Below are 13,131 nucleotides of genomic sequence, written 5' to 3'. Positions count from 1 at the left end.
GGAGTGCGTTCCTCGCCCATTCGCGGCGCGTCGTCGTGCTCCGCGCGGAAACCACCAGATCCGGAAAGCCCCGCCCGTGCTTTATCGAGTTGACCTAACCGGGTCTTCCGACCCCGCGAACGCCTACTCCTCGACGGGGTGCAAAATTTTCACCGTCGTGTCACCTATGGCACAAAGGCGATCACCTACACGGATCTCCGTCGTCATAACGACCTTCCGGCGTTCCGGATCAAGCCCAGAAACGGTGACCGTCGTGTTGATCGTGTCGCCGATGAAAACGGGAGAGATCATCTTTAGGCGGAACTCCTGCGCCGCGTAGCCGGGCGGGTTAAGCCGCTCGCCAATCATGTCGACGGTCGCCCGTGATACGAAACCGGGTAGAAGCGCGCCATGAGCAACCCTCCGTCCCAGGTGCTTTACTGCATATTCCTCATCAACGTGATTTGGATGAAAATCGCCGACAATGCCTGCGTAAAGATAGACATCGGATTCTGAAATTGTCTTGCGGACTGTATAGCTCTCGCCAACGGTCAGGCGCCCCATGGCTTCGACAACCTGGTTGCTCATATTGCCTCACTTTCCTTTTCTTCGACGCATGCGCGCGGTGATTTAATGATTGGGTGCTGGTTTTCAGGACCGAGCGCCGAGAGCCTACCGCGCCCAGCTAGTCGGGCGCGGCGAGTGCTCAGGTGCACGGGTTAATGTCGTCATGCCGGCGCTACGACCTGCCTCACTTGTCGACGAGCTTCGATGGCGTTCGCCACACAATGAATGCACCGAGCAAGAGCCATCCCGTGAGGGCGTACATTCCTGCGTGGCCGCTCTGGGTGAAATCCTTGAGCCAACCGATCATGTAGGGAGAGAAGAACCCTCCGAGGTTCCCAAGCGACGTGATCAGCCCAATGCCGCCAGCCGCCGACGCACCCGCCAGGAAGGCTGTCGGAAGCGGCCAGAAGAGAGGTGCTGCCGAGACGGCGCCGATCGAAGCCACAGTCAGAGCGGCAATCGCCAGCACGGTATTGTTCTCGAACTGCACAGAGGCCACGAAGCCTATCGCTCCCAGCAACAAGGGTACGATAAGGTAGCGTCGGCGCCTCCGGGTTGCGTCACTGCGGAAGCCGAAGAAGATCATAGCGACAGCGGCCGCCACGTACGGTACTGCGGTCACGAGGCCAATCTGAAGGTTGCCCGTTATACCCGCACCTTTCACAAGGCTTGGGAGCCAAAGGGTGATACCGTACTGCCCCATTACCAGGCAGAAGTAGACAAGACCCATCATCCATACGCGAACGTCTTTGAGCAGCAAGCTCATCGACGCGTGGGCGACCTTGGCTCGGTCCTCTGCTTGAACGTTGCGTTCCAAGATTTCCTTTTCTCGCTCGGTCAGCCACTTCGCCTTGCGTATGCCGTCGTCGAGCCAGAAGAGTGTCACGACTCCGAGCACGACGGCAGGCATCGCCTCAAGCAAGAACAGCCATCGCCACCCGGCCAGCCCGTGGACGTTGTGGAAGCTGTCCAGAATCCATCCGGAGACAGGGCCGCCGAAGATGCCTGCAAGCGGCATCGCCGCCATGAAGGTCGCAATCACGCGCGTGCGGCGCTGGGCGGGGTACCAATAGGTTAGATAGAGAATTATCCCGGGAAAGAACCCGGCCTCCGCAATCCCCAGCAGCGAGCGAAGGATGTAGAACTGGATCGGCGTTTGTACGAACATAAACGATGCGGAGATGATGCCCCACGAGATCATGATGCGGGCGATCCACTTCCTTGCCCCCACCTTGTGCAGGATAAGATTGCTTGGTGTTTCGAAGGCCGCATAAAAGAGGAAGAAGATACCCGCCCCAAGACCATAGACGGTCTCGCTGAACTGGAGGTCATTCAGCATCTGCAGTTTTGCAAAACCGACGTTGACACGATCCAAGTATGCGATCACGTAGCAAAGGGTCAGGAATGGCAAAAGCCGCCATGTGACCTTTCTGTAAATCGGTGTTTCGACGTCACTGGGTCGATCGCTGACTGCCGCATTGGCGTTATGATACATACTGGTCAAAAGAATCCTCCTCCTGGTCATCGCATATCGTGCGACAATCGCGCACGCAGGTTCGTCGGCTGCCGCAGGTTCGATCCCGCGGCAGATTGGCATTCGCTGAAGATCTCGCTGCCGTCGTTGGCGCTAGGGCTAAGCGAGCGTGTAAGCGGTCTTTACGGTCGTGTAGAACTCAGCCGCGTACTTGCCCTGTTCGCGCGGGCCGTAGGACGAGCCCTTGGCGGCTGCAATAGCATTGGCTGCGTCTTGGGCTGAAGCACTGGCATACAGACCGACAGTGTCATTGGTGTCGGACGGATTGATGTTGCGCGTCGCTTCGGAACCGATCCATTCGCCAGCAATGAGATTCTGATGGATTGTCATGCCTGTTCCCATTTAGCCTCGGCAGCCCTCAGAGTTGCTTGACCACGATCTGCTCTTCGGCGTCGAACTTTAGCGGATTGCGCAGCGGCAGGCCGAACTCGCCAACCTCGATCTCGAACACGTCGCCCTCTTCCGTCCTGATGCCTTCGGCAAACGATAGCGTCGCCGTGCCGAACATGTGGACGTGGACGTCGCCGGGAACGCGGAACAGGCCATACTTGAAGTGGTGGTATTCAAGGTTGGCGAAGGTGTGGGACATGTTCGCCTCGCCCGACAGGAAGGGCTTCTCGAAGATCACCTCGGTCCCTCGCTTGATGCGCGAAGTGCCGCGGATGTCGTCAGGCGCAGCACCGATGCGGATTTCCGGGCCGAAGCTTGCCGGGCGCAGTTTGGAATGCGCGAGGTAGAGATAGTTCTGGCGCTCGGTGACGTGGTCGGAAAATTCGTTCGACAGCGCAAAACCGATACGGAACGGCGTGCCGTCCTCAGCAATCACATAGATGCCGGCCATCTCGGGCTCTTCGCCGCCGTCGAGCGCAAACGACGGGGAGACGAGTGCAGCACCAGGAGCCGCCGCGCCATAGCCGTTGCCCTTGTAGAACCACTCGGGCTGGACGCCCCTTTCGCCGGCCTTCGGCTTGCCGTTCTCAAGACCCATCTTGAACATCTTCATCGAGTCCGTCAGCGTCTCCTCGGCCGCCTCGGAGGTCTTCTTGTGCATGCTGTCGCGCGTTGCGGCCGAGCCGAGATGCGTCAGACCGGTGCCCGTCAGGTGCAGGTGCGCGGCGTCAGGATGCGTCATCGGGGTCAGGAACTTGCCTTCGGCATAGGCCTTTTCGAGATCGACGGCGTCACCGAGGCCATGCGCTTTGATCACTGACACCAGCGACTTGCCGCCATTTGCGGCTTCCATTGCCAACGCATAGACACTGGCGGCGTTCTTAACGGCCCTCGCGGTACCGCCCGGCTCGCGCACGGCGACGACGATCGCTCCGTTCGAACCCTTGATCTGCGAAATGAGCATTGGTTGCTTCCTGCTTTTGTTCTTGAGGTTTTTGTTTAGAGAGTTCCGAGCGAGGCGAAATAGCCACCGCTTTCATGACCCCGCGAAAGGATGTAGCTCACCGCAAAGTTCTCATTGGAGCTCGGTGCATCCTCTCGGAAGTGACTTCCCCGGCTCTCCGTCCGCAACAATGCGGCGCGGGTCATCATGCGGCCTGTCTCAATCAAGTTGTCGGTTTCGATCGCGTGGACAAAGTTGTCACGGGACGGAGCCGATACGGCCTGCAGCCGTGCCTGCAGCTCTGTCAGCTCCGACAGGAATTGACTAAGACCTGGCTCGTTTCGCAGGATCAACAAGCTGCGGTTAGCCGCGGCCTGCAGTTCGAGGCGTATGGCTGCTCCGTCCTCTCCACCGGTCCGGCTGAACTTCGCGAGGTACGCCTGGATCGCCTCGATACCATCTCCAACAGACGTCACGCCGACTTCGCGGCAGCGCTCGGCCGCAGCCTTTCCGGCGCGCGCACCAAAAACCTGGCAGGTCATAGCCATGTTGCCGCCGAGACGGTCCGCTCCGTGCGGCCCGGCCGCTGTCTCACCTGCTGCAAACAGCCCCTTCAGTGTCGTCTCGCCATTCTCGTTGATACGAAGACCACCGTTGATCGCATGCGCCGAACACGTGATCTGAACCGCGTCCTTATAGAGATCGGTTCCGCGTTCCTTGTACCACTCGTAGGTCAGCGGCCACATCTGGCCGAATGAGCGCGTCTTGTCGGCGAGCAGGCGATCGAAATCGCAGTTCTTGAAGTCCATGTAGACGCCGCCCTTGTCGGTGCCACGGCCTTCGTTGATCGCTCGCTGGATCGATATTTCGATATAGCGGGAAATGTCGGATGAGCTAAACGGGAAGTGACGTTCCTTCTCCTGCATGACCTCAGCCACCGTCAGGCCAGCCGGAAGGTAGCTCTCGACGAAGGGCACACCATCTCGGTCCGTGAGTTTGGGATGAGCGTCCCAGAGGTAGTTGCCGAACAGGTTGATGAATGGGTCGATAATGGAAACGCCCGCCTGCATGAACTCCATGTTCGCAAGCTCGGCCCCTGCCCGCCAAGCCATGGCATAGCCGTCCCCGGTGATATCGGCCGGGTACAGGTTTTTGGAGAACAGCTGGCTCGCGCCGCCGGTCGTCAGGATCACAGACTTGGCGCGGACGAAGACAAGGCCGCCCTCGTCATCGATAGCCATGGCTCCGTGGCACGAGGTACCGTCGCTGACCAGGCCGACAACCATCATCCGGTCCAGCGCACGGACGCCGCGCCGGGTCGCCTCTTCACCCAACGCGCGCATAATTGGCTTGAAGTGGTCCTTCAGCACGTGCGATCGCGGCTTAGAGGAGAAGCAGGCCCGGAAGGCGAGATACCGATCCTCGTTCCTCTCGAAATGGACTCCGAACTTCTCCAGATAGCGCAGGCTGGGCTCGGACTCGTTGACCAGGATATCCACGAGGCGAGGATCCGCCATACCCTGAGCCGCCTTGAGAATGTCTTCTCTGAAGACGTCTGGATTATCGGCGGGATCGCCCGCACCGTCAGGGACGTTATAAGCGCCCACTTCGGCAACGCTGTAGAAGGTCGCTCCGCTCTTTCGGAAGTTGTTCTTGACGAGGACCGTAACCTCGGCCCCCTCGTCGCTGGCCGCGAGAACCGCTCTCAAAGCAGCGCCGCCGCTGCCAATAACGAGAACGTCTGTCTCAAACGTCTTGTAATCCGACATATGAATCATCCTTAGCTGAAGTGACCGACTTCCATGGTCTTGAGGTCTTCGGCGATTTTGACCGAGAACGGGATCAGCCGGAGAATGTCACGGTCGACGTCGACGCCGGGTGCGACCTCAACCAGTTCGAGCCCGTCCGGACGTCCTTCAAACACTGCGCGCTCGGTGACGTAGGTGACCCGCTGGCCACGTTCGACCGCAAGCTTCGCGTTGAACGTGACCTGCTCCACGGCGGGCACGAACTTGCTGAACTTGCCTTCGTTCTTAATGATAAGGCGACCGTCTTCTGTCCCGACGTCGAGACCGCCGGCGCTGAACGCTCCGCAGAACACAATTCGAGGCGTTCTGCTTACAATGTCGATGAAGCCGCCGCACCCGGGAACAATCCCATTGAACTTGCTGACATTGACGTTGCCGTTTGCGTCGATTTGCCCGCAGCCAAGGAATGTGATGTCCAGGCCGCCACCCTGGAAGCAATCGAAGACCGACGTGGAGTCGATGATGGCATCGGGGTTGATGTTGGTCCCGAAGATCGCCCGCTCGCCCGGGATACCGCCCAGCGAACCATGCTCAGGAAAATACGTCGCGTTCGGCGCCGACCGCCGCTCGTGAAGAATGGTGGGCACGGCGATCGGCATTCCGACGCCGAGGTTGACGGTCGCTCCGTCGAACACTTCAAAGCTCGCTCTGCTCGCAACGATACGTTCGATACCGGGAGGCACGATACCGACATCGCCAACCGGCAGACGAACCGCACCCGTCAGTGCCGGATTGAGGCGTCCGCCTGCAAGCTCCTGGGCGGGCACCACGACGACGGCGTCAACGAAGATGCCTGGAACTTCGACCATCCTTGGATGGATCGACCCTTTCTGCGTCATCCGGCGAACCTGGACAACGACCTTGCCGCCGGAAGCCTTGGTTGCTTGTGCGATGGCTTTGATGCCGAGCGATACCGGCTCATCCTCAAGGCTGATGTTGCCGCATTCGTCCGCTGTGGTGCCGCGCAGGAACGCCACATCGATTGGCCGCACATCGTAGGCGAGATGGACGTCACCTTCGATCTCCACGTGTCTGGCAAGCGACTCCCCGGCCGCCCGGTTCATGCGTCCGCCTTCGACGTCTGGATCGACGAAGGTCCCGAGGCCCACCTTCGTGTAGGTCCGCTTTCGTCCAGCGGAGCAATCTCGCAGCATCTGGAAGATGGTTCCCATCGGGGCGACGTGCGCGGCGAACGCCCCTTGCTTGAGAAGTTCGGTATATCGTGAGGTCTTGAGGTAGCTGTATCCGCTGCCGATTGCCGTGGCGACCAGACCGGGGTGGGCCAGGTTCTCGAGGCCCCGGCCCTCCCCCATGCCGACGATAATGGGATGGATTTCCGTGATTGCCTTGGGCGACCCGCTTTGAACATAGCGTGCTCCGAGGGCGCCGAGCAGCGCATCGGGAGTGAGGACGTTTTCGCATCCGCAAATCGCGATGCAGTCGTTGTCCCTTACCCAGGATGCTGCCTCTTCGGCCGTTACGATGTTGACGTTTTTCATTGGAGTTTCCTCTAAAGGATCTGTTTTTCTTGTTTGGCCAGCTGGCCCCGGGTGCGACTACGCAAAGGTGCGAACTATTCCGCCGTCGGCCCGTATCGGGGCCCCGTTGGTGGCGGCAGCCGCGGGGCTGCAGAGATAACAAATGACGTTCGCCACTTCTTCGGGCGTGGTGTACCGCTGGATGAGCGATGTTGGACGGCGCGTGCTGAAGGTCCGGGCCATCAATTCGCCCTCACTGACGTTTTGCTCCAGCGCGCGTTGCTTGATCTGATCCCTGGTGGTCTCGACCCAGGTGGGACCGGGCAGAACGGAGTTGACGGTGACGTTGGTACCAGCCGTCAATTCCGAGACCCCTCGGCTGAACGCCAGTTGAGCAGCCTTGGAGACACCGTAGTGGATCATCTCCTTAGGGATGAACACGCCGGATTCGCTCGAGACGTTCACGATCCGGCCCCAGCCCTTGTCGAGCATGCCCTGGAGGTAGTGACGCGTGAGACGGACACCGGACATGAGATTAAGCCGGAACATCTCATCCCATTCGTCGTCGGTTGTCTGGAAAAAATCCTTCTGGTTGTAGAAGCCAGCGTTGTTTACGAGGACGTCTACATGCGGAAGCTCTTCGCACAGTCGGGATATGTTGGAAGGGATTGTTAGATCGGCGGCTACTCCTCGGACATGGACGTCTCGGTCTAGGCGCAAGGCTTCAACTGCCACATCCACGGACGTCTGTGAGCGTCCCTGAACAACAACCTGCGCGCCCATGCCAGCCAATCCAGCGGCGACGGCGAAACCGATCCCTTTCGTCGATCCCGTTACCAAAGCGACTTGGCCATTCAGATTTAAGTTCATTGACATCCTCCTTGTTCGCCGACCGACCCTCTGCGGTTCGCCAGAAAACAATGGCATATGGCCGCGGGTCGTCAGGCCCACCAGCGCTCGCTGCGGACTGATCGAAATTCGTTTTTGTCTTCGAGTTTGAGATGAGCCGTTAACGGGCTACTGTCTCGCTATGGCGGTTCTCGTGCGCTCTCATCACATCGTCGTTACCTTCCGCCATTCCAGAGGTGCATTCTGCGGCGGGAGAACGCGTTCGAAGGATGCAGCGGCTCGCAGCACGGTTGCGTCATCAAGATGCCTGCCGACAATCTGCAGACCGACGGGGAAGCTGTCGACTATACCGCACTGAATGCTCGCAGCTGGCTGGCCAGTAAGATTGAACGGGAACGTAAATCGAGCGTAATCGTCGTAACTCACATCCTTGCCTGCGATTTGGCCTTTGCCAGTACCGTCTGCCGCAATGGGCAGAAGAGCCACGGTTGGCGTGAGGATGAGATCGAACGATCCCATGACGACCGCCATGGCGTTCACAAACGCCTTTCGAGTCGTGATCGCGTCGGTAGCCGCTTCGAATGGAAGGTTTCGCGCAAGCAATTCGTGAAGTGCTTCGCCAACAGGCTCATGAGACTCCTCGACAAGCCGACGAACGCCCGTGATGTCCGTCTCCAGTGCCATGATCGTCTGGAACGCCTCTACGATCTCCAAGGCCGGAGGCGAGCTTTCGACAACGTCAAACCCGTAGGCTTCCGACAGTTTACCGACGGCTTCGGTCACCTTCCTCTTGATGCGAGGATCGGTTGGCTGGTCGTTCCAATCCGGCCAGTAGGCGACGCGCAATCCCCTTGGGAGGTTAGAGCTGGCGGCCCCGAGCCAATCAACGTCGCTGGTGTTGTTCGACAGACGGTCTCGACCATCCGCCCCCGCGATTACGGACAGCATGAGGGCGGCGTCCGCGACGTTCCTGGTGATCGGACCAACGTGTTCGAGAGACTCCCAGCCGGACGCCCCCGGTAGGCGCTCGTCGCGGCATCCCGGCCAAAGCGGAACTCGTCCCATCGACGCCTTGATACCGACATTGCCCGTCAGGGCCGAGGGTATGCGTATCGAGCCGCCGCCATCGCTGCCGATCGACAACGGGCAAACTTTTGCTGCAACCGCAGCCGCAGAACCTGCACTCGATCCTCCGGGCGTCTTCGTCAGGTCCCACGGGTTGCAGGTGGGTTCGAAAAGGAGGTTGCATCCGTGCGCCGAGTAACCAAACTCCGATGCATTGGTTTTTCCAATCACAATCGCGCCGGCCGCCTTGAGGCGTTCCACGACGATATCGTCATCTTCCGGAATGAAGTCTTTGTACAGTCGGGAGCCGAATGTCGTCCGCAAACCCTTTGTGAGGACGAGGTCTTTGATGGCGACCGGCACCCCAGCGAGCGGACCCACGCTTTGACCTTGCGCGAGGTCGGCATCCAGCTTTCTGGCCGCACGTATCGCACCCTCCTTGTTCAGCGTAGCAAACGCGTGGATGTGAGGTTCTGCGTCCTCAAGGACGGCAAATGCGGCTTCGATAACCTCCAGGGCGCTGACCTGCCGCGATGAGACCAGGTCTCTGATCTCAACCGCGGTCAGCTCGGTGTATTCATCAGGCGTCATGGACGTATCCCCGAGTTTGGAAATGCCGACTTGCGTGGAGTAATATGTGTAATCTGAGCCCCGCGCGGTTCGGCGCGAAGACACGCCGCCTGGTGTCCCTCTTCCACCTCGATCAACGGAGGCATCACCGTACGACAGTTGCTCATTTCGACGGGACAACGGCCGGCAAATCGGCAGGTGTTCGGGTCCGGATCGATCGGGCTGCTGGCAGACCCTTCCAACCTTTGCGTTTTGATGCCGCGCCGGGCCGGATCAGGGCTCGCCGCCAAGAGAGCCTGTGTATAGGGATGAGCCGGGTTCTCGAACACCTGGTTTGCCGGCCCGCTTTCGATGATCTTGCCGAGATACATCACCAGAATGCGATCACTGATGATCCGAACCACCTCCAGGTCGTGCGTGACGAACAGGTAGCTCATGCCGCGCTTGGCGCGTAGTTCGCCGAGGAGACGAAGGATGGTAGACTGGACGGAAACGTCCAAAGCCGATGTCGGCTCGTCGAGGATCAGCAGGCGCGGCTCAACCGCGATCGCCCGAGCGATCCCGATGCGTGCCTTTTGACCGCCGGAGAGTTGATGCGGATAGCGTGAGCCGAGCGCTCTTGGCAATCCGACGTCGTCGAACGTGCGGTTCACCTTTTCCTCGACTTCAGCAGCGCTGAGATTGGACATCAACCGGCGGACTGGATCTGCCACCGCCTGAAACGCCGTGAAATGCGGGTTCAGCGACTCGGTGGGGTCTTGGAAAACGATCTGAATCTGAGCGCGATGAAGGGTTTCCGCGAACTTCTTCGTTGGCATCTGCGTCAGGTCGACCTGGTCGAACAGGATCGATCCGGACGTGGGATCTATCATTCGGGAGAGCAAGCGCGACAGAATGGTCTTGCCACAGCCGGACTCGCCGACGAGGCCGACACATTCGCCCTCCCCGATCGAAAAATTAAGGTCGTCGACCGCATGAACCCAGTGGGTCTTCAGACCGCGACGTACCGGGAACCGCCTTGTCAAACCGTGTGCAGTGAGGAGATTTTTCATTTCGGATACCTGCAGCGAACGAGATGATCGGAATCGATTTGAGCCCACGGCAGAGGTCCGAGCGAACAGTCCTCTTTCGCGCGTTCGCACCGGGCGATGTAACGACAAGGCGGGAGCGTGCCCCTGAGGTCGGGCAAGCTGCCTGGAATGACTGCCAGCTCACTCAGATTGGCAGCCGCCGACGGCAGAGCCGCAAACAGCCGCTCTGTGTACGGATGCCTGAGCTCGTCGGGGAAGCTGCGCGATTGTGCCACCTCGACGATGTGTCCGGCATGCATGACTGCAATTTGATCGCAGTACTCACCTGCAAGAGCGAGATCGTGGGTGATCAGGATCGCGGCCATTTTGGTTTCGGCAACCAGATCTCGGATCAGGTCCATGATGACGGCCTGGGTTGTCACGTCCAGACCGGTTGTCGGCTCGTCGCAGATCAGCAAGGCCGGCTTACATGCCAATGCCATGGCGATCATCACGCGTTGGCACATGCCGCCCGACATTTCGAACGGATAGGCCTCGTACCGCCGAGCGGGATCCGGGATTCTCACGCGGGTCAACGCCTCGATCGCCGCCGACCTGAGCGCCTTGCGACGAAGGGTCGTATGACGCCGCAATACGTCCTCGATCTGATGCCCAACCTTGCGGATGGGGTTCAAGGCCGTTCGCGGGCTCTGAAAGACCATGGAAATCTCGCGGCCACGCAAATCCGCCATCTTCTCAGGCTTCAGGGGAGCACCCCTGAAATTTATGCTTCCCGATCGAATGTTGGCGGCTTTGTCGGACAGGCCCATAATACTGTAGGAAAGTACCGATTTGCCGGACCCGCTCTCGCCTACAATGCCGAGGATTTCGCCTTCGCTGACGTTGAAACTGACATCTTCGAGAGCCTGCACCCGTCCGCGACGAGTAAGGAAGTCGATCGAGAGGTCCTGTACGCTGAGGAGCTGTTTTGTCATGTGCGTGCTCGCGGATCGATGAGGTCGCGCAATCCGTCGCCAACCAGGTTAAAGCAGAAGACAGCGATGACGAGGGCGAGCCCCGGGAATACGAAGGTCCACCACTCGCCGGAGAAGATATACGGCGCGCCTTCTGAGACCATGATCCCCCACTCAGGCGTCGGGGGGCGGACGCCAAGGCCAATGAACGACAGGCCTGCGGCATTCAAGATCGCCCATCCCAGGTTCAGGGACGCCTGAACGACCATCTTGGGAAGGATGTTCGGCGTAATGTGGGTGGCGAGGATCCGCACCGACCCATTTCCACCCATCCTCGCGGCCTCGACATAAGTCAACTTGCTGATGACGTTGACCTCGGCCCTAGCGAACCGTGTATAGAATGGGAGGTTGATGATGGCCGTGGCGACCATGATGTTGAACACGTTGTTGCCGAGAGCCGCAACGATGCCCATCGCCAGGACGAAAAGCGGGAATGCCATGATTGTGTCCATCAGGCGCCCAATGATCGTGTCAGTCCACCCACCCGCATATCCGGCGATAGAGCCGAGCGCGAGACCGATCAAGAAGGAGACCGCGACCGCGCCCACTGCAATTCCAAGGTCGAGGCGGGTGGCGTAGATCACGCGGCTCAAAATGTCCCTGCCCAAAGCGTCCGTTCCGAAAGGATGAGCCCACGACGGCTTCAGCAGCGTCTTTGCGGCGTCGGTCGCGATCGGATCATAAGGTGCAATCGCGGGGCCGATCACGGCCAAGACCACGAGTGCCAGCAGGATCAGGGCTGCGCCGAAAGTCAACTTATTGGTGCTCGCAATATAGCGAGCGTCGCTCATGAATTCCGAAAACGCGGTTTTCTTAGTGCTCATAGCGAACCCTCGGGTCTATTGCGGTGATCACCAAGTCGACCACCAGATTAAGAAGGACGTAGAGAACGGCCATCAGAAGGACGAAGCCTTGGACCGCGGCGTAATCGGAGGCCATGACTGCGGATACTGCGTAAGCTCCGACACCCGGCCACGCGAAGACCTGCTCTACGAGCACGCTACCGCCAAGAAGGAATGAAAAGACCATTCCGAGGATGCTGATAATCGGCGGCATGGCATTTCGAAGGGCGTAGCTTGAGACCATTCTCGAATAGGACAGACCCATGGCCCGAGCTGTGCGACAGTAGTCGCTCGAGAGGGTTTCCAGCATCGCTGCGCGCGTTATCCGGGCGATCGGAGCCAGAGCGAAGAGACCGAGAGAAATCATCGGGAGGACAAGCTTCATGGCAACTGACTGGAACGTCGTAGAATCCCCTGCCAAAAGGGTGTCGATTAACAGGAAGCCCGTCACGGTTGTCGGAATGGTATCGTAAATCTCGTTGAGTTGGCCCAGAGGTTCAGGAGCGATGCCCAACTGGTAATAGAAGACAAAAATGAGAATGAGCGCGACGAAGAATGTCGGGAATGCTGCGCCTACCGTGACAATGACGCGACATGCGTGGTCTACCAAAGTCCCTGGTTTGAGGGCGGCAAGCATGCCCAATGGCAGGCCGACGACGATCGCGAACAGCAAAGCGGCCAGCGTCAACTCGATCGAGGCCGGAGCGCGCGACAAGAGGTCATCGAGAACGGGGTGTCCGCTCGATATCGATAGACCGAGGTCGCCATGGGTCAGGCGGCGAATGAAGTCGAGAAATTGCATGAAAACAGGTTGGTCAAGACCAAGCTGCTCGCGCACCCGTGCGACGACCTCCGGATTGGCGGACGGACCTGCATAAAATACTGCAGGATCGCCAGGCAGTGCGCGCTGGAGAGCGAAGGTGACGATGACGACCCCAACAATTGTGGGGACCGCCACCAACACGCGGCGCAAGATGGTTATTAGCGTATTCATTGCGTGTGCTTTCAACGACTGGGCACGCGACCAAACTTCGGTCTCTTCGCGCCTAGGACAGGCAGCCG

11 protein-coding genes and 1 pseudogene are annotated in these 13,131 nt (G+C 59.3%); all 12 read right to left on the bottom strand.

Going from position 1 to position 13,131, the window contains the following annotated elements; all coding sequences use genetic code 11:
- Positions 1-123: 123 nt before the first annotated feature.
- Positions 124-567 (bottom strand): MaoC family dehydratase, encoded by a 444-nt coding sequence (locus BS627_RS03035; RefSeq protein ID WP_077981823.1) that lies wholly within the window; start codon positions 565-567, stop codon positions 124-126.
- A 163-nt stretch (positions 568-730) separates the two neighbouring features.
- On the bottom strand, positions 731-2,041 hold the full coding sequence (locus BS627_RS03030) for an MFS transporter (RefSeq protein ID WP_077981989.1): 1,311 nt from the start codon (positions 2,039-2,041) through the stop codon (positions 731-733).
- Between the two features lie 216 nt (positions 2,042-2,257).
- Positions 2,258-2,410: pseudogene (locus BS627_RS03025) on the bottom strand (aldehyde dehydrogenase family protein); the annotation flags it as partial.
- 28 nt (positions 2,411-2,438) lie between these two features.
- On the bottom strand, positions 2,439-3,434 hold the full coding sequence (gene araD1 / locus BS627_RS03020; RefSeq protein ID WP_077981821.1) for an AraD1 family protein: 996 nt from the start codon (positions 3,432-3,434) through the stop codon (positions 2,439-2,441).
- A gap of 35 nt (positions 3,435-3,469) precedes the next feature.
- On the bottom strand, positions 3,470-5,182 hold the full coding sequence (locus tag BS627_RS03015) for an FAD-binding protein (protein WP_077981988.1): 1,713 nt from the start codon (positions 5,180-5,182) through the stop codon (positions 3,470-3,472).
- 11 nt (positions 5,183-5,193) lie between these two features.
- Complete coding sequence (locus BS627_RS03010; protein ID WP_077981820.1) at positions 5,194-6,720, bottom strand: CoA-transferase; 1,527 nt, start codon at positions 6,718-6,720, stop codon at positions 5,194-5,196.
- 57 nt (positions 6,721-6,777) lie between these two features.
- Positions 6,778-7,569, bottom strand: a complete 792-nt coding sequence (locus tag BS627_RS03005) for an SDR family NAD(P)-dependent oxidoreductase (protein WP_077981819.1) — start codon at positions 7,567-7,569, stop codon at positions 6,778-6,780.
- Positions 7,570-7,752: 183 nt separating this feature from the next.
- Positions 7,753-9,204, bottom strand: coding sequence for an amidase (locus BS627_RS03000; protein ID WP_077981818.1), 1,452 nt, complete (start codon positions 9,202-9,204; stop codon positions 7,753-7,755).
- Positions 9,201-10,235: an oligopeptide/dipeptide ABC transporter ATP-binding protein gene (locus BS627_RS02995; protein WP_077981817.1), complete on the bottom strand. Its 1,035-nt coding sequence runs from the start codon at positions 10,233-10,235 to the stop codon at positions 9,201-9,203. The genes BS627_RS03000 and BS627_RS02995 overlap by 4 nt, the downstream gene beginning before the upstream one ends.
- Positions 10,232-11,188: an ABC transporter ATP-binding protein gene (locus BS627_RS02990; RefSeq protein WP_077981816.1), complete on the bottom strand. Its 957-nt coding sequence runs from the start codon at positions 11,186-11,188 to the stop codon at positions 10,232-10,234. The genes BS627_RS02995 and BS627_RS02990 overlap by 4 nt, the downstream gene beginning before the upstream one ends.
- On the bottom strand, positions 11,185-12,051 hold the full coding sequence (locus BS627_RS02985) for an ABC transporter permease (protein ID WP_022557445.1): 867 nt from the start codon (positions 12,049-12,051) through the stop codon (positions 11,185-11,187). Before BS627_RS02985 ends, BS627_RS02990 begins: the two co-directional genes overlap by 4 nt.
- Entirely contained in the window at positions 12,041-13,063 is a 1,023-nt protein-coding gene (locus BS627_RS02980; RefSeq protein WP_077981815.1) for an ABC transporter permease, read from the bottom strand. Before BS627_RS02980 ends, BS627_RS02985 begins: the two co-directional genes overlap by 11 nt.
- Between the last annotated feature and the right edge of the window lie 68 nt (positions 13,064-13,131).

The sequence above is a fragment of the Agrobacterium salinitolerans genome, assembly GCF_002008225.1.
Taxonomy (GTDB): domain Bacteria; phylum Pseudomonadota; class Alphaproteobacteria; order Rhizobiales; family Rhizobiaceae; genus Agrobacterium; species Agrobacterium salinitolerans.
Note: the sequence above shows the minus strand (reverse complement) of the source record. Positions and strands in the feature narration are given on the sequence as shown.

Coding starts and splice junctions, on each gene's coding strand:
- BS627_RS03035 (WP_077981823.1), bottom strand. CDS start 567: ATGAGCAACCAGGTTGTCGAAGCCATGGGGCGCCTGACCGTTGGCGAG.
- BS627_RS03030 (WP_077981989.1), bottom strand. CDS start 2,041: ATGTATCATAACGCCAATGCGGCAGTCAGCGATCGACCCAGTGACGTC.
- araD1 (WP_077981821.1), bottom strand. CDS start 3,434: ATGCTCATTTCGCAGATCAAGGGTTCGAACGGAGCGATCGTCGTCGCC.
- BS627_RS03015 (WP_077981988.1), bottom strand. CDS start 5,182: ATGTCGGATTACAAGACGTTTGAGACAGACGTTCTCGTTATTGGCAGC.
- BS627_RS03010 (WP_077981820.1), bottom strand. CDS start 6,720: ATGAAAAACGTCAACATCGTAACGGCCGAAGAGGCAGCATCCTGGGTA.
- BS627_RS03005 (WP_077981819.1), bottom strand. CDS start 7,569: ATGAACTTAAATCTGAATGGCCAAGTCGCTTTGGTAACGGGATCGACG.
- BS627_RS03000 (WP_077981818.1), bottom strand. CDS start 9,204: ATGACGCCTGATGAATACACCGAGCTGACCGCGGTTGAGATCAGAGAC.
- BS627_RS02995 (WP_077981817.1), bottom strand. CDS start 10,235: ATGAAAAATCTCCTCACTGCACACGGTTTGACAAGGCGGTTCCCGGTA.
- BS627_RS02990 (WP_077981816.1), bottom strand. CDS start 11,188: ATGACAAAACAGCTCCTCAGCGTACAGGACCTCTCGATCGACTTCCTT.
- BS627_RS02985 (WP_022557445.1), bottom strand. CDS start 12,051: ATGAGCACTAAGAAAACCGCGTTTTCGGAATTCATGAGCGACGCTCGC.
- BS627_RS02980 (WP_077981815.1), bottom strand. CDS start 13,063: ATGAATACGCTAATAACCATCTTGCGCCGCGTGTTGGTGGCGGTCCCC.